Source organism: Wolbachia endosymbiont (group A) of Clivina fossor, assembly GCF_964026865.1.
Lineage (GTDB): Bacteria > Pseudomonadota > Alphaproteobacteria > Rickettsiales > Anaplasmataceae > Wolbachia.
In genome coordinates this window covers 755,247-774,040 of the sequence record NZ_OZ034707.1, presented here as the reverse complement: position 1 = coordinate 774,040, position 18,794 = coordinate 755,247, and the positions used below count along the sequence as shown (strand labels likewise).

8 protein-coding genes and 2 pseudogenes are annotated in these 18,794 nt (G+C 33.6%); 7 read left to right on the top strand and 3 right to left on the bottom strand.

Annotated elements, in window-relative coordinates; genetic code table 11:
* Positions 1-115: 115 nt before the first annotated feature.
* The 6 genes and pseudogenes from AAGD99_RS03970 (at position 116) to AAGD99_RS03945 (ending at position 14,979) form a co-directional block, all read left to right on the top strand.
* Positions 116-8,713, top strand: a complete 8,598-nt coding sequence (locus tag AAGD99_RS03970; RefSeq protein WP_341822652.1) for an ankyrin repeat domain-containing protein — start codon at positions 116-118, stop codon at positions 8,711-8,713.
* A 385-nt stretch (positions 8,714-9,098) separates the two neighbouring features.
* Entirely contained in the window at positions 9,099-10,193 is a 1,095-nt protein-coding gene (locus AAGD99_RS03965) for an ankyrin repeat domain-containing protein (protein WP_341822651.1), read from the top strand.
* On the top strand, positions 10,145-11,938 hold the full coding sequence (locus AAGD99_RS03960) for an ankyrin repeat domain-containing protein (RefSeq protein ID WP_341822650.1): 1,794 nt from the start codon (positions 10,145-10,147) through the stop codon (positions 11,936-11,938). Before AAGD99_RS03965 ends, AAGD99_RS03960 begins: the two co-directional genes overlap by 49 nt.
* A gap of 442 nt (positions 11,939-12,380) precedes the next feature.
* A complete protein-coding gene (locus AAGD99_RS03955; protein ID WP_341822649.1) occupies positions 12,381-12,836 on the top strand; it encodes an Hsp20/alpha crystallin family protein in 456 nt (151 codons plus the stop codon).
* Between the two features lie 212 nt (positions 12,837-13,048).
* A complete protein-coding gene (locus tag AAGD99_RS03950; protein WP_341822648.1) occupies positions 13,049-14,077 on the top strand; it encodes a hypothetical protein in 1,029 nt (342 codons plus the stop codon).
* Positions 14,078-14,135: 58 nt separating this feature from the next.
* Positions 14,136-14,979: pseudogene (locus tag AAGD99_RS03945) on the top strand (IS630 family transposase).
* Between the two features lie 124 nt (positions 14,980-15,103).
* Here the strand turns inward: AAGD99_RS03945 and AAGD99_RS03940 are convergent.
* Positions 15,104-15,930: pseudogene (locus AAGD99_RS03940) on the bottom strand (IS630 family transposase).
* 392 nt (positions 15,931-16,322) lie between these two features.
* Positions 16,323-16,514: a hypothetical protein gene (locus tag AAGD99_RS03935; RefSeq protein WP_341822647.1), complete on the bottom strand. Its 192-nt coding sequence runs from the start codon at positions 16,512-16,514 to the stop codon at positions 16,323-16,325.
* Here AAGD99_RS03935 and secD point away from each other — a divergent pair.
* Positions 16,501-17,868 (top strand): protein translocase subunit SecD, encoded by a 1,368-nt coding sequence (gene secD / locus AAGD99_RS03930; protein ID WP_341822646.1) that lies wholly within the window; start codon positions 16,501-16,503, stop codon positions 17,866-17,868. The genes AAGD99_RS03935 and secD overlap by 14 nt on opposite strands.
* Here the strand turns inward: secD and AAGD99_RS03925 are convergent.
* A complete protein-coding gene (locus tag AAGD99_RS03925) occupies positions 17,865-18,650 on the bottom strand; it encodes an enoyl-ACP reductase (protein ID WP_341822645.1) in 786 nt (261 codons plus the stop codon). The two genes, secD and AAGD99_RS03925, sit on opposite strands and share 4 nt — an antisense overlap.
* Positions 18,651-18,794 lie beyond the last annotated feature (144 nt).

The following is an 18,794-nucleotide window of genomic DNA, read 5'->3' as shown; positions in this document are numbered from 1 at the left end:
TAGTAGATATTCTCTCAAAAATATTTTATTAACAAAAGATGCTATTTTAAATTTTGCCATATTAAGTAAACTTTGCTATTCTAATACTGGTGTAAATATATCTCAGAGAGGGTTTATGCATGTACCTAAACAACAAACCAGTTTTTATCAAGAAGATAAACAGTTTTTATCACGTTCTTACACATCAAAAGAGGAGTTTATTAGAGAATATAAAAAGCTCTACCGCAGAAAAGCAAAAGCTGAAGAACTTTATCTCCTGGTTTTAACTGAACTCGAAGAGGCAATATCAGATGGTAATGTCGATAGCTTAAAAAAATTAAGCAATTTTATTGATTACATAAGTGATGCAGAAGATCAAGTAACTTTGAGAGACTATTATGATAATGCTAACAACCCTGTTAAGAGTACTAACTTAGTTATCTTAGCTTGTAAACACAATAAGGTAAAGATTTTAGAATACCTACTTGGCAATAATAGTAAAATTCTCAGTAATTTATCTGTTGGCATCAGAGAAACTACTATATTACCAGATGATGAGGATGAAACATGCCATAATGCGTGTTATTATGCTATACGTTCAGGTAATGTTGAACTTCTTGATACACTCATTAATAAATGGCCAGGCAATTATTTTGCTGTTCATTTCAGGGAATTAGATGAAATTCTTTCACGATCTTATGAGGAATTAAAACTAAAGAACGTATTCTTGTCAGAAGAGATAGAAATTTTTGTTGAAAATAAGTTGATAAACCTCCGTTTTTTCTCTAGTGCTTCTGGACAAGATCAGAATGTGAAGAGTTATCTTAATAACATCAGAGAGCGGATTGAGTTAGTACTTCAAAATATTAGCCTGTTAAAGGCAGAGTATTCAAACACAGAAAAAGTAGATGAAAAGTTTTTATTCATAGCAAAGTTTATTGCACAAAATATTCATATATTAAAGCGGCAGTTGAAATCAACCTACGATAGACTACCTTGGGAAGAAATGGAATTTTGTTTGATCAGTTTTGTTTCTTCTCACATAAAACGACAGGAAATGAATCTATTCTATAATGCCACATTGAATAAAAGTAAAATACTAAACCACTTAGAAAATTTTGCAAAGAAACTTAAAGAAGAAAAAGATATTATAGAAGGTGTGGACATTGGTAAATTTGCTGATCTCCCAAAGTTAAAACGTGAGAGGGTTGTTGCAGAGATCGTTAGAAATTATCCTCAATTTGGAGAGTTGTATAGCGATTATCAACAAATTAGAGATATTCATTCTTTAGAGAAAATAAGTGATTATATAAAGTTGGCGTTATCAGCTGATCCTAAACAAAGGGAAGGGCAGTTAATTATTACAAGGGTTTTACAAGTTATTGGTGAATATTTAAAAAACACCCTAGAATCTCCTAAGTTATCTAGCACTACAAGCGAGCTTCTTCTACTATCATTACCAAGGAACACAAGAGAAGTCATTATAGATTTACGTAATTCACTATCACATGCTTACTCGCTCTCTAAGAGAACAGAGATTGAAGAAAATACAGATGTTAGCTTTTTTATTGGTGTTCAAAATGATACTAAAAGGATCGATAATGTAATTACTGGCATTCTTTACAACAACAAGATTAAAATGATCAGAATATTGCTAAAGAAAATTACCAGTAGTGAAAGCTTAGACGAGATAAAAGAAGTTGCTGGAATATTTAGTAACGTTGAATTAGATGAGATGATTACAGAGAGTTTTAAAGTGATGGAACATGATAAGCTTGAAAAACTCATAAAAGAATTAAGCAATAATATAACTGACAAGACGAATTATGAAAAGGAGCTATTTAATAAAATTGATAACATAATCAATTTTGTAAAAACTAAATCAAAAAATATCAGAACTGATTATGTTACGGCGTTTATATCATTAAAGAGCTTAGATGTTGGTTTGAACGACAATAAGATTGACCATAATGTTATTAGAGGAATAAAATTCTTTGCTAATAAAACACTAGAGAATATTCCTTTCCAAATAGAGTCTCACAATCTTAAAGAAATTGCCGAACTATCAATGAAAATTTCTCATAGTGTTAGGTCAAGAATACAGGATGACAACCTTGATAAAGTAAATAGATTAACTTGTGAGATTTTTTACATTGCTGAACTTGGAACAGGTGACCTTAAATGGATTGAGGAATTAAGGAACAAGTTGAATGAGAAAGGTTCGTTTATTCCTACATATAAACAAAGGAAGGCTTACAATATAACAGAAGAAAAATACAATAACCAGCTTGAACTGAAGTTATCTGAACTGAAAAGTATTTTGAGGGATAACGCATTAAGTGGCAAGTTAACTGAAAAGCTCCCTTCCTACAAGAGGAATAAAAAGTTGCAAGCAGTAGTAGAAATGCTTGTTCTGGATATAATGTCAATCTTAGGTAGATCAGAGAAGCATCTAGAAAACAATCTACTTTTTTTAGATGATAACACTCCTTTATTAACTGGAAAATGTTTGCGTAATCATTTAGCACACGATAATACCTTAGTTGATGTATTGTTATCTGATCCCTCAATAGCAGTTATCTTGAACGCTAAAAAACTTATTTCAGAAAATGTAATAAAAAGTAAGAAGAAAATTGGCAAGTCGGTAAGAGATGATCCTTCCAAGCTGAAAGATAAATACGATCAAAACCTTATCACTATTACTAATCAGGAAAAAATGTTTGCTGCGTTGGAAGAAGGAAATCTTGAAGACTTAAAGAGTTATCTCAAAAAAGGAGCAGACATCAATGCTAGAAGTATTAACTCATGGACTACATTACATTTTGCTGCTAAGGGACCTAGTCTTGAAATTATAAAATTTGTTCTTAATCAAAATTTAGACGTTAATGTTAAAGATATTAATGGTCAAAGCCCACTACATATTGCTGCTGCATATGGAAGGAAAAATATTGTGGAATTTTTTATAGGAAAAACAGGTGTATATGTTGATGATCTAGATAATAGTGGCAAAACATCACTACATATTGCAGCTAAAAATGGTCACAAAGATGCTGTTGAAATTCTACTAAAAAATAATGCTAATACTAATACCAAAGATATAGCTGGTTTTTCACCTTTACACTATGCAATAAAAAACAATCATATTGATGTTGCTAAGATTATGCTGGAAAAAGAAGCGAATGTTGACATCAACGAAACTATGGGTGGCTTTACTTCACTACATATAGCTGCAGAAAGTGGTTATCTAGGGCTAGTTAATTTTTTACTGAAAAATGAGGCAAATGTTAATGCAAGAAACGATAAGGAGGGAATACCATTACATACAGCAGCACTAAATGGCCACCTAGAAGTAGTGAATGCTTTAATTCTCAAAGGAGCCGATGTTAACTCCAGAGTTATAGATGGTTGTACACCATTACACTATGCAATAGAAAACGGTCATGAAAAGATAGCTAATATTTTATTGAAGCATGGAGCTAATGTTAATGTTGTTGACAAAACCTATAATAACACACCTTTGCACTACGCAGCAAAAGATGGACATGAGAAAATTGTTAAGGCTTTACTGACAAATAAGGCAAATGCTAGTATTGCCACTGTGGAAGGTATAACCCCACTACATTTTGCAGTGCAGAGTGGCCACTTGAAGATAGTTGTTGCTCTTCTCGAGCATGGGGTTAACATTCGCGCTAAAGATAAAAATAATGCTACGCCATTACACTATGCAGCAGAGAGTGGTCATAAGGCAGTTGCTGAGCTTTTAATAAAAAATGGAGTAGAAATCAATGATAAAGCCAATAATAATCTAACACCATTACATGTAGCTGCTCTGAAAGGTCACAAAGATATTATTGAACTCCTAATAAGAAATAAAGCTGAAGTTAGAGCTCAAGACATTAAGGGTAGTACACCATTACATGCAGCTGCAATGAATGGTAGCAAAGATATTATTGATCTTCTAATAAAAAATAAAGCTGAAGTTGATGCTAGAACTAATGATGGCATGACGCCATTGCATGTAGCTGCTCTAAGTGGACATAAAGACGCTATTGCTTTTCTAATCAAAAGTAAAGCTGAAGTCAATACTAGTGCTAATTATGGTCTTACACCTTTACATGCAGCTATTGTAGGGGGTCACAAAGATATTGTGAACCTTTTAATAAAAAATGAAGCCAAAGTTAATATGGAAGGTATTGCAGGTAGTACACCATTACATGTAGCTGTGGAGGGAGGTTATAAAGAAATCGTTGGAATTTTGGTAGCAAATAGAGCCAATGTTAATGTTAAGAGTAACAACCTAACACCATTGCTTTCTGCTATTAAGCATAATCATAAGGAGATCGTTGAAGTTCTTGTAGAAAATGGAGCTAGTGTTAATGCAGAAGGTGGTGAACCTTTATCATTAGCAGTGCTCGCTGGTTATAGGGATATTGTAGAGATTTTGCTAAAAAACAAGGCCCGTATTAATATGAAAGGTCCTGAAGATGCTACACTATTACATTTGGCTGCTAAAAGAGGCCACAAGGAAATAGTAAATGCTCTGATAGCAAGGGGAGCCAATGTTGATGCTATGACTATTAATAGTACAACACCATTATATCTTGCGGCACAAGAAGGCCATGAAGAAGTTGCTGAAATTTTGATAGCAAACAGGGCTAACGTTAACGTTGTAAATGTTGAAGGTGCTCCACTACATATAGCTGCAGGACACGGCCATGTTAATGTTATTGAAGTCCTATTAAGTAATGGAGCAAAAGTTAATGTTAAGGACAATAAGAGCAGAACACCTTTAGAATTAGCAGTTGCACATGGTCATTTGCAAGTGGTGAAAATGTTACTGCAGTATAAAAAAGTAGATATGAACGCTAAAGGCAGCGATGATTGGACGATACTGCACATTGCTTCACAGGAAAATAACTTAGAAATGGTAAAATGTCTAGTAGATGAAGGGTCTAATATTAATGCTAAAAATGCCTCTGGCTCAAAGCCTATACATATTGCAGCTAGAGAAGGTCATAAAGATACTGTAGAATTTTTCCTTAGTAAGGGGTTAAGTATTAATGACTCTGGCGCAGCTAATCAAACATTACTGCACTATGCTGCAATGAAGGGTCATTTAGAAGTTGTAAAGTATTTGATAGCGCAAGGTGCTGACGTCAACGCCAAAGATGCTAATGGCTCAAGTCCTGTGCATATTGCTGCTAACTTTGGTTATAAAGACGTTATTGAAGTTTTATTAAAAAATGGTGCAATTTATAATGCTGTTGACAAGCTTTATAGAAGACCTTTAGAAATGGCTAACAACAAAGATGTTATCAATTTATTAGCATCAACTGAAGAATTATTTGAGTCTGTAAAACGTAATAGCTCTTTAGAGGTAGAGAATTGTATTAAAGCAGGAGCATTTGTTAATGCAAAAAATGCTGATAGTGGAACGTCATTACATTATGCTGCATGGAAAGGCTATGACGAAGTTGTCAAGATTTTATTACAGAATAAAGCCAATCCTAATGCGGTTGGTAGCAAGAGATTTACTCCTATACATTATGCTGCTAAGTTCTCACATTTAAAAATTGTAAAAGCTTTACTGTCCTATGGTGCAGTATATAATGCTGTTTCTGACGGCGGTAAAACACCATCAGACTTCACTGTAGATAGAGATATAACTAGTTTATTTAAGTTAATTAGTGAATCATTTAAAAAAGTTAAAGAAGGTAATGCTCAAGTTATTAATGACCTAAATAAGATAAAGGATATTAATACAGTAAAAGCAGTGATGAGTGCTCGTAATAGAGAGAACAAAACGTTAGTAGTTGCTGCAGTACATAGTAACTTTTCAAAAGTCGAGCAGTTAAAGCAGATATTGCAAAGAGACGTATCTGCTCAGATTGATACAGCTTTAGTGCTCTTGAATCAAGGTAATTACCAAAAAGCCTTAAGTATTTTCAGAAGCGCATTTGAAAGAAGAAAAGAAATACTAGGACCAGATAATCCTGGTACTTTAGATATTCAGACATATATAGCCAAAGTGCTATATAAGCAAGGAATTTACCAAGAAGCTTTAAATGTGCTTGAAGAGATTTTTCAGAAACAAAAAGAAATGCTGGGTTTAAATGATAAGGATACTTTAAGTACAAGAAGTACAATCGCTTTAGTGCTGCATAGACAGGGGAAAGATGAAAAAGCTTTTAATATTTATCAAGAAGTCTATCAGAGACAAAAGGAGATACTAGGGTCAAATCATTCAGATACCTTAAATACTCAGTTTCACATGGCATTAGTATTAGATAGACAGGGAAAATATGAAGAAGCGTTAAATATCAATAGGGCAGTTTTTGAAAAGAGGAAAGAAACACTAGGTACACATGATCTAGCCACTGTGAGTGCCAAAAATAATATAGCAATGGTACTAGCTAACCAAGGTAAATACGAAGAGTCCTTAAAAATCTATAAAGAGGTTTTTGAAAAGAAGAAAATAATTTTAGGTATTAATCATGCTGATACCTTGAGAACGTTACATAACATTGCTGGGGTACTCTTCAATCAAAATAAATATCATGAAGCCTTGAAAGCTTTTCAAGAGGTTTTAAATATACAGAAAAAAGCTTTACAACAAAATCACCCAGAAACCTTGAATACTCAATACAACATAGCAAATGTACTTTTTGCTCAAGGCAAATGGATCAGCGCACTTAAAGTCTACAGAGAAAGTTTTGATCAAAGAAAAGCTGTTTTTGGACCAAGTCATCCGAGTGTTTTAGATATTTTAAAAAAGATAGAGATGATTAATTTTAGATTTAAGCTTGAGGGTAGCGAAGCATCAGAGGTTCTCCAGCATCTGCAGAAAGATATCAACATTGCTGCTAGTAAAGGTGATATACGAACTGTTCAGCGTCTGTTAAAAGATGGAGCTGATGCCAACGATAAAGATATTGATGGAAGAACACCGTTGCATTACGCTGTTAGCAATGGACACATAGATATTGTAAACATCTTACTAACAAATGGAGCTAATGTTAGTCAAGTTACTAATAAAGGTAATACACCATTACACACTGCTACTTCCAAATATTACAAAGAAATTGTTGAGGTTCTGTTACAACATATCAGTCGTGATAAATTAAATGACTTTGTTAATGCCAAAACTACTTCTAGTGGCACTACATCACTTCATGTTGCAGCTAAAGGTGGCTCCTTGGAAGTTGTAAAATCTTTATTAAAACATGGTGCAATTTATAACATTGAGAACAAAGAAGGTAAAATACCTATTGATCTTTCTAAGGACCAAAAAGTTACTAACCTACTGAAATTAATTGAAGAATTGTTTAGAGATATAAAAAATGGTAATGTTGAATCTATCAGCAAGCTAAGAACAGTAAAACCTGATGAGTTCTTAGCTATAACAAATGCTCGTAATAATCAAGGGAATACATTATTACAAGTTGCTATAGCCAATAAACATAAGAATATCGCAAGTAAATTGTTAAAAATGCTGAAAGAGCCAGATCAAGTTCAATCACAGTTTAGCCCTGAATGTGAGTTGGATCAACTTGAGAAGCTTAAAAGTGCTACAGAGGTGCATATCCGTTTTTCTGAGCTTTACCTTCCTATGTTGCGTAGCATGTCGCAACCATATAGTTCAGAAAAAAATACTTCTCCTTGGAAAACTCTTAAGGAAGGTTCTTATTACCTAGGAAATGCATATCGCTTAGTTGAGGTATACAAAGATTGTGTACCTGGTTCAATAGATAATAAAAGCATACAGTCAGTAAATGATATGCTAGTAGCACTAGAATTTGATCCAAAACACATAACGTCAGGGTATACAGATGAAGCTTACGGTGGAAAGGCTAAATGCTTTGTTTCCAAAGGGCAAGGTACAAAATATTATAAGTTATTGCATAGTGAGTTAAAGAAAGATGTAAGATCGTTTATAGAAATGGTTGAACTTAATATTGACATTCCTGTAAAAAGGTTTTTAGAGTCAATCAAGCAGAGATTACAGTCTGCTTTTTCTGAAAAGTTACTTCAGGCCATAGAAAATGACAATCCTTTAGCGGTTGAGAATTGCATCAAAAGGGGAGTAGTTGTTAACTTCAAAGATATCGATGGAAGAACACCATTACACCATGCTGTTAACAACGGCAACATAGATGTTGTAAGTACCTTATTAAAAAATGGAGCTGAAGTTGCTCAAATTACTAACAAGGGCAATACGTCATTACATATAGCTTCTTCCAAAGGGTACAGAGAAGTTGTTGAAGTTTTATTACAATATGTAAGTCGTAATGAATTAAATGACTTTATTAATGCTAGAACAACTTCTGGTGGTACTACATCACTTCATGTTGCTGCTAAAAATGGCTTCTTAGAAGTTGTAAAATCTTTATTAAAACATGGTGCAACTTACAACATTGAGAATAAAGAAGGCAAAACACCTATTAATCTTTCCAAAGATCAGAAAATTGCTAACTTTCTGAAATTAGTTGAAGAATTGTTTGAAGATACAAAAAAAGGTAATGTTGGGATTATCAACAAGTTAAGGGTAGTAAAGCAAGATGAATTTTTAGCTGTAACGAGCGCCCGTAATAATCAAGGGAATACATTATTGCAAGTTGCTATAGCTAATGGACATAAGAATGTTGCGAGTAAATTGTTAGAAATGCTAAAAAAGCCAGATCAAAATTTACAAGACGTCAATATAGAAAGTGGAGTTAAAAGTTTGAAACTTTGAATAATACTATTGAAATATTTATATATAACCTAAGTTAATGTTATATTATACTTAAATCAGTTACAATATCTGAGTTTCAGCAAGCCATAGAGTCAAATTAAGGGAAAGTAGATTGTAGAAAAAAGTACAAGTTTTTGGTACATGGGCTACTTTATACTCCGCATCACAGCTACAAGTTTACCATTTGATTCTATTAGACATATTTATTGCGTTAAAGGAGTGTATGTAAACACCTGAATTCATTACAGAAACTAAAACATTGCAAGATAGTAAAAATATTATGTTTAAACTAGTTTGACTTATATTATATACTGTGGATAATATATCATCTATTTATAATTATATTAATATAAGGAAAATGTTATAATCTGGAGGGCAAGTAGTTATGCTAGGTAATCAGGATATAAACTACAGTTTAATTTCTGCGGTTCGTGAAGGAAGACTAGAAAGAGCAAGGGAGTTAATCAATTCTTTTGGGCTGTCTTACTCACAAGCATGGTCAGAAGGATATGTTTTACTTTGTGATGCTGTTAAGAACAAACATGCAGCAGTTGCTAAGCTACTTTTAACAAGCGGTTCTAAAGTTAACAGCAAAAATAAAAAGCATTCTAATACTCCTCTTCATTTTGCTGTTATAAATGGTGACATAGAAATTGTTAAGATGATTCTAGACAAAGGTGCTAATATTAATGCTAAAAATCAATATGGTAGAACTCCACTTCACAATGCAATTGAAAATAAGAAAATGGAAGTTACTGAATTACTTTTAAAGCATAGAGCTGATGTTAATGCCAGAGACAATAATGGTACAAGTCTACTTCATGTTGCAGTTGAGATAGGATGTTTACAAATTGTTGAGCATCTTTTAAAATATGGAGCTTATGTTAATTGTGTGTGTACTTCAACATGGAAAAAAGGTTATGCACCACTGCACTTTGCTGTTGAAAAAGGTAGTAAAGAAGTTATCACGTTGCTTTTAAGTAGAGGTGCTAATGTTGATGTTAAAGGGGAAGATAGTATAACCCCTCTTCATATTGCTGCTAAGAAAGGATATATGCATATTGCCGAAGATCTTCTAAACCATGGTGCTTGTACTCATTCTTTCACATTGAAGGAAGGATATACGCCACTACATTTTGCTTCTGAACTAGGCAATGAAGAAGCTGTGAAATTATTCTTGAATAAAGGTGCTGATATTAATGCTAGCACAAATGGTAATTTAACGCCGCTTCATATTGCTACCAAAACAGGACGTAAAATAGTTGTAAAACTGCTCTTACAACATGGAGCTAAAGTTGATAATCAGGATAAAGATGGCAAAACCACACTACACCTCGCTGTTGAAAAAGGATATTTAACAATTGTTGAGGATGTTTTAGGTACTGTCCTGATATTAATGATCAAAGTAACAGAAGCTCTCTTAAAATCGCAGTGCACGGCTATGGAGAAGAGTATAAAAAGATTGTTGAGGCTCTTCTAGAATATGGCCTTATTGTTAACCCAGAAGATGCAAATAATCCTAAGTTATTACATGCTGCTGTTGAAAAAGGATATTTGAAAATTATTGAAGACCTATTAAAGTATGGTGCTGATGTTAATACGTTATACAATTCAACATTTAAAGGAGGTTTTACACCTTTACATAGTGCAGCCAAAAACAAACAGGAAGAAGTAGCTAAATTGTTGATAAGCTATGAAGCTGATATAAATGCTCAAGATAAAACCGGAAAAACTCCAATATTTTATGCTATTGAGAATGCCGATTTAAAAGTTACCAAGCTACTTTTAACTAATAGAGCTAATATAAAAGATAGTCCTGATCTATTGAATATTGCTGTTAAGAAGGAATGCATAGAAATCGTTGAAGCTCTTTTGCAACATGATGCTGATATTAATGCTAGTGACAAATATGGAAGAACAGCATTGCATTTTACTGCTTTAAGTGAAAGTGAAGGTTTTTTTGGATTTCTCACTAATGAAGATCCTGATATTAATATTAAGGGAGAAATTGCTAAACTGCTTCTGAGTAAAGGTGCTAATGTAGATGCTCAAACTAAAAATGGTGTAACAACACTTCATGCTGCTATTCAAAAAGGATATGTAAAAGTTGTTGAAGCTCTTTTGAAATACAATGCAAATGTTAACTCTGGAGTAAAAAGTGACATTACACCGCTCCATCTTTCTGCTCAAAGAGGAAATGAAGAAATTAGCACGATGCTTTCGAATAAAGGAGCTAATGTAAATGCTAAGCAAAAGGATGGAATCACTGCACTGCACATTGCAACTCAAAAGGGTCATAAAGAGGTTGTAAAAGTATTGCTAGAATGCGGTGCCAAAGTTGATTCTAAAATTAAAAGTGACATTACACCACTGCACTTAGGTGCTAAAAAAGGTTATCAGGAAATTATTGAGACTATCTTGAAATTTGGTGCTAATATTGACTCTAGAGATGAGTATGGCAGAACAGCACTTCACATTGCTTCTCAAGAAGGACACGTAGAAGTTGTTGTCACTCTTCTGGAGTATGGCTCTGATATTAATATTACAAGTAGAAATAATCATACACCTCTTGATCATGCTATATCTGGAATAAGGTCGTTCTATAGTCAACTCAACAACTATAGCTCTGATGATGATGGTTATTACGATCCTGATCGTGGTGTCTGTTCGTGTGAAGTAACTGCTGAAGCTCTGAAACGCCACATAGTTAAAATGAAAACCGCAAATTTATATGTAAGTGAAAAAAATTTACTATCAATGAGTAGCAGTGGTGAAATAAGTGGTTTTCAGGATGAATGTGAGGAAGAAATAGCAAGCATGAAGAGTGAGAAGATTAATAATCCTAACATTTCATTTTATGATATCTTGGCGAAGGGTACAAGCTCATTAGCAATATATATGAGGAATGAAAATATAGTGCAGGTTTTAAAATCAGACGACTATAAAACAAAATTTCCAATATATGCTAGTATGATCGAAAGTCATTTCAGAAAGGGTATGGAAAGAAAAGAGTTACTTGAACAAGGCAATAAAATTTTCCATTTTCTCTTTAACAATTTTCCTGAGTTACCATATGACTGTACTGAAAAAATATTTAGTTACCTGAGTAACGAAGACTTAAAAATTTTGATGGATGTTTGTAAACCTCTTAGCATCAGTAATCCTAATACTAATATTAACGATGTAGTGATTACCTCAAGTACATCTCAAGTACAGTACGTTTAAGTTAAGGAAAAATAGCAGAACAAGCTACTTTCAACATTAAGTAATGGCTTTAGTAATTTAAAGATTATTTTAAAGGTTTTATGGGAATATTCAAAAAAGTATACGTGTCAAGTTAAGGGAAAATGAGCAAATTTAGTGCACTCAAAGTTGGGGAATATTAAATAAATCATTGGAGGTAAGTTTGAAAAGTAAAATACTTATCAAATGAAGATGAAGAAAATAATCGCAGAAATGGGAGGAATGTAATAACTCTACGTACTACAATTAATCTAGTTTATAGCATTACCCATGGTAATCCAAATAAGATTTTTTTCTCATAATCAAGTCATAGTAAATTGGAACAACTTTTCACATCTAACAAAAGCTCTGACTTTAGATTTAGGATTGAAATTAGTAAGTAGAATGATTACGTAATGCATATATTAGTGAAAGGAGGTACAACATGAGTAATATAGTTCATTCAAATAAAAACAATAACCGTGATAACTTTAGTGTAAGAGGACTACAAAGAGCCGTTGATAACATATTTGATAGCTTCTTTACAGGATGGGACTCAGAGCTTTCCAGAAGAGGTAGTAGTCTATTACCAGCTTGCGATTTTTATGAAACAAAAGAAAGCTATTGTCTCTCGCTAGAGCTACCAGGTATTTCCAAAGAAAGCATAGACATTAGTATATCTGGCGACAGCTTAATAGTGAAGGGTGAAAAGACGTGTAATAACGAGTCAAAAGATAAGCAGTTTTACCATCGAGAAAGATACTATGGATCTTTCTATAGGTCTATTCAGCTTCCAGTAAATGTAGAGCAAGATAAAGTGTCTGCTAATTTTTCAGATGGAGTATTGCACGTAACCGTACCTAAGTCGGAGAAACATATCAAGAGAATTGATGTAAAGTAACCAGTAAGTAATAGCAGGCTTCTAGTTTGAGGCTTGCTACTTTAAATTATTATAGATGGAATGTAATAAAGTCCAATTATCTTTTCTAGATCTAAATTTTTGTCTTAGCGTATTTATTATACAGATAGTGTAAAGCCTTTGTTACGCTTACATATTGTCAATAATCTATTAATAACTCTTATGGTATAATTGACTTTGAAGAAAGAGGGAGTATGAGTGAGGCAAATCCAATAGTTACATTGAAGGCTAAAATTAAAGAATGTGGTTTTAGTGAATTAAAGGCTGGTGAGAGCAATAAATCAGCAAACTCTGGTGAAACAATGTATTTCGATTTTCCAAGAATGAACTTTGTTATTAATGGAAAAATTATAGATACAGTTTTAACCTCTGCGTTAATGGAAGGAGCTCAATATCGCAAAAGCAACCTTTTTAATAGTTATGATATATACAGTAATGAAACTGCAAGAAAAAAACAAAGAGAAATAGATACAGATTATGGTAGAGCTTTTGTTGATTCAGTCCTCAAGGATCTTGAAAAAGAACTTGCATATAATGCATTATGTGAATTATGGGAAAGTCACTGCAAAGATTCTGAAATTCCTGATAATCAGAAAACCAACTCATATTGGAAAGATTTCGAGAGATTTTACAATGCTGGAAGAGAGCATCTGCATCTATTACTAAAAGTAGGAGATGAGAATAAGAACTATCGCCCATTTGTAAAAGAAGTTTTTAAGGAAATGTTCCAATACGCAGAAGCAAGTGTTCCAAATGACTCTATTTTAGAAGAAATAATCACTAATTGTAACCAAGCGGGGTATGAATTTACTGTAAGCATCCCTATTCTTGAAAGTTCACTCTTGGAATATGGATTAAAAGGGGAATATAGCAAGAATAAAACAATGTGTATTGATTGTGCTGATCCAATCAGTACAAAAGTAAAATCTGATATGTTAGTGTTCGTAACGAAGTTTGATAACCCAGGAGAAAAAATATGCGATCTATCGACTTCACTTGAATTTGTACTTGAGTCTCAAGATGGTAAAGATGGTGTAACCTATAAAGATGCCAAATTATTACTTACTATTCCTAAGGAACTAAAAAATTATAAAGGGGAAAGTAGAAACTTGTTTGATGTTATTAAAGAATATTTTCAAAAATTCTGCGAAAAATTAGGATTTAAATTCGAGATAAAAACACAAAAAATAGAGCATGATTTGGACGATTCGCTGAAAGTATAGCCCTTCTCATAATAGTCCAAAAAGAGTAAGATATGGATTGATAGTAGTGAAGGCAAGGATGCTAGTAGCATATAGTTATGACTTAAGAAAAAAGGTAATGGAAGCATTGGATGAAGGAGAGAGTGGAGAAACTGTTGCCAAGAGATTTAAGATCGGAAAAACAACTTTATATGAGTGGAAGAAAAGACGTGAGAAAACGGGAGATTTTCAGTCAAAAAAGCCTGGAAGCGTGGGCTATAACCATAAAATTACCGACTGGAATGCATTTGCCGAATTTGCAAATGAGCAAGGTGGCAAAACTCAGTCAGAGATGGCTAGGCTTTGGGGCAATATTAGTAGACAAACAATTCATCGAGCACTTAAAAATATAGGATTCACAAGAAAAAAAAGACCTATGGATACAAAGAAAGAAATGAGGAAAAGCGAGCTCAATTTGCAAGGGTTATAGCAACAAAAGAACCTAAAGAATTAGTGTATATAGATGAGTCTGGCATTGATAACACTGAAGACTACCCCTATGGGTATTGCCAGAAAGGACAGCGGTTTTATGCCCTAAAATCTGGGAAGAAAACTCAACGAATTAGCATGGTTGCAGCCTTAAGTGGAAGAAAAATAATTGCTCCGTTAACCTTTGAAGGCCACTGCAATATGGATATCTTTAATAAATGGTTTGAGCAGTTTCTGACACCGATTTTGAAACCTGGACAAACTTGATAATGCTACTTTCCATAAGTCTAATAAGATTTGCTAAAGGAGTTGGTGCAGAAATTTTATATCTTCCTCCATATTCTCCAGATTTTAACAAAATTGAACATTATTGGTTTGCTATAAAAAACAGAACCAGGAAAAACATTCCTTTATTCAAATCTTTTCGTCATGCTGTCGATTCTTCTTTCTCATGACCTTTTTGGACTATTATGAGAAGGGCTATAAATAGTCATCTTGAAAGCCTAAGACCACCTATTTGTAGTAATAATTATGCTCTTGGTCATTAAGTATAGCTCTTTTCATAATAGTCCGAAAAGCTTATAGAAAAGCAGAATCAACAGCATGACGAAAAGATGTGAATAGAGGGATGTTTTTTCTAGCTCTGTTTTTTATAGCAAAGCAATGATGCTCAATTTTGTTAAAATCGGGAGAATAAGGCGGTAGATATAAAATTTCTGCACCAACTCCTTTAGCAAATCTTATTAGACTTATGGAAAGTAGCATTATCAAGTTTGTCCAGGTTTCAAAATCGGTGTCAGAAACTGCTCAAACCATTTATTAAAGATATCCATATTACAGTGGCCTTCAAATGTTAACGGAACAACTATTTTTCTGCCGTTTAAGGCTGCAATCATACTGATTCGTTGAATTTTTTTACCAGATTTTAGAGCATAAAACCGCTGTCCCTTCTGGCAATATCCATAACTCAGTGCTATCAATGCCAGACTCATCTATATACACTAAGTTTTGAGGTTCTTTTGTTGCTATAATTTTCAAAAATTCAGCGCGTTTTTCTTCGTTCCTTTCTTTGTATCCATAGGTCTTTTTTTGCGTGTGAGTCCAATTTTTTTAAGAGCTCGATGGATCGTTGGGATACTAACATTGCTCCAAAGCTTAGCCATTTCCGATAGAGTTTTTCCACCATGTTTTTTGGCAAATTCAGTAAATTTATTCCTGTCGGTAATTTTGTCTCCATTTCCAAGTTTTTTTGACTGAAAATCTCCTGTTTCTTTTTTTCTTTGCTGCCACTCCCATAATGTAGTTTTTCCAATTTTAAATCTTGCTGCCACTGTTTCTCTGCTTTCCCCTTCTTCTAGCACTTCCATTGCTTTTTTTCTTAAATCATAACTATATGCTGCTGGCATACTTACCTTCACTACTATAAAAACTTATTTTACCTCGTTTGGACTATTATGAAAAGAGCTATACTTTAAACCATAAGCTCAAGTTAGAGAGAATGGCACAAATGTTACTAAACAATAAAAGTTATAGTTGTATCTGGTTACTTAAGTTAGCTATAGAATGCCTTCTGTGTATATTAAAGGGTATTTATTTTGTTATTTAAGTTTCCTCTTTTGGAACATAGAAACACCCTAGGAATAATCCTACTGAATTCTATGATATTATTTTTTGTAACATTGTTATACACATCATGATAAGGGGGCTGGCGAAACTTGTCAAGGAAGTTTTTCGTTTCTATAGCTACTTGGATAGGTTATTTAGGCAACAGAGAATTTTACAAAAATCTATTTTTAACTTACACTGCAATTTTAAACCTACAACTTATGTACAACAGGCTTATAGTCAAATCTTTTTCAGTATTATGCATCTGTTTATTTGCTTTATACATAACGCTGCCAAATTTCTTTGATAATAAGCTTTTTATTTCGAAAAAAAGAATAAACTTAGGCCTTGACCTGAAAGGAGGGGCATCTTTGCTTCTAAACATAGACTTAGACTTCTATTTTAAGGAAAAGCTAGGCATGCTAGCAGGTGAGATAAAAGAGACATTGCTAACAAAAAATATTGAATCTAACGTACAAAATAGCGAACAAGTAATTGTAACTTTAAATAATATTGATGATTATAAAAAAGCATCTGTGTTGATTAATGCGATAAATCCAAATTTAGAGCTAAATAGAAAAGATTCTTCAATTCTCATTTCGTATAAACCCCATTATAAAAATTCTTTGATCAGTGAAGTAGCTGCAGAATCAATAAACAATGTCCAGCGCCGTTTGGACAAACTTGGCACAAAGGAAGTCAGCGTTCAAAAACAAGGGCAGAATAAAATATTAGTGCAGGTGCCTGGAGTAGAAGACACCGAGCAGATAAAATCTCTGCTTGGCAAAACTGCTAAGCTAGCTTTTCATTTGGCAAACACTAACATAGCCAAGGTGCAGGATATAGATCACGAAACTACTGTCATGCTCAAGGATTCTTTAGGTAATTCTTATCCAATATTCCGCAAAACTGAAATAGGTGGCGATTCGCTGGTTAACGCATCAGTTAGATTTGGTCACTTAGGTAAACCAACAGTGCATTTTAAATTTGACAGCATAGCGAGTAAAAGATTCGCGAAAATCACTAAAGAAAATGTGGGAAAACCTTTTGCAATTGTTCTGGATAACACAGTCTTAACAGTACCTACAATACGTGAGCCAATTTTAAATGGAGAGGGAGAAATTAGCGGTAATTTCACTGAAAAACAAGCAAGCGAACTTGCAATACTTTTAAAATCTGGAGCACTGCCAGCACCACTTAAAATAATTGAAGAAAAAAACATTGGCCCAAGCCTTGGAGAAGAATCAATAAAGGCAGGGGAAATGGCAGCAACAATCTCTATTATAGCCGTGGCTTTATTTATAATTATCACTTACGGCAAATTAGGTATATTAGCTTCTGTTGCGCTTTTTTCTAATGTAATTCTTATATTATCAATTCTCACTCTGCTTGAAGCAACTCTAACTTTACCTGGAATTGCAGGTATTGCACTCACTGTCGGTATGGCGGTGGATGCAAATGTTTTAATATTTGAGCGAATTCGCGAGGAAATCAAATCTGGCAAGAGAGTGGAACGTGCTATTGAAGAAGGGTTTAAAAACGCTATAAAGACAATACTGGATTCAAATATCACAACACTCATTGCTGCAGGAATAATGTTCATTATTGGCAGCGGAGCAATTAGAGGCTTTTCTGTCACTTTATCAATAGGAATTTTATGTTCGATGTTTTCTGCAATCACAGTCACAAAACTCCTGATAGAGTTGTGTATGAACCCGAAGGAACTAGTGCTTTGTTAGTCAATCACCTTCATTCCCACAACGTTATATCCTGAATCGACGTGCAAAATTTCTCCAGTAGTGCCACTACTTAAGTCGCTTAATAAGTATAACGCTGCCTTGCCAACATCCTCTATTGTAACATTGCGTCTAAGCGGAGAATTATTTCTATTCCATTCTGATATGAAGTGAAAATCGCTTATTCCAGAAGATGCTAAAGTTCTGATTGGACCAGCGGAAATTGCATTTACTCTGATATTTTGTGGCCCGAGATCACATGCTATATATTTTACACTTGCTTCAAGTGCTGCTTTACATAAACCCATAACGTTATAATTTGGCATAACTTTTTCAGCGCCATAATAAGATAAAGTAAGTAAACTACCACCACCTGACATCATTTTTTCAGCTCTTTGCGCTAAAGCAGTGAAAGAATAGCACGATATATGCATTGCATTGAGGAAGTTATTCAGTGAAGTATTGACATATTTACCATCTAACTCATTTTTATCGGAGAATGCTATTGCATGTACCAAAAAGTCAAGAGTACCCCATTTTTTCTCTATTATTTCAAAAGCGTTATCTATGATTTTTTCATTTGAAACGTCACAGTGTAATATTAGCTCCACATTTAATTCATCTGCTATTGGTGATAGTTTTTCTTTTATTATTTCATTCTGGTAGGTGATTGCAAGTTCTGCTCCGTGCTCTGAGAGAGTTTTTGCTATACCGTATGCTATTGATCTCTTATTTATTATTCCGGTTATTAATCCCTTTTTGCCTTGTAATAGACTTGTTGTCATAGAACTATCTGTTTTTTATAATTTGGAGTATTAACTAGATAAAGTCAATTATGTTTTAAAACATTTTTTGCAGTAACTTGAAGTCTAATACCACTGTTAACAAAAAGGCAGCGATGAGAGTTTCTTAGATTGCTTTTTATTAAA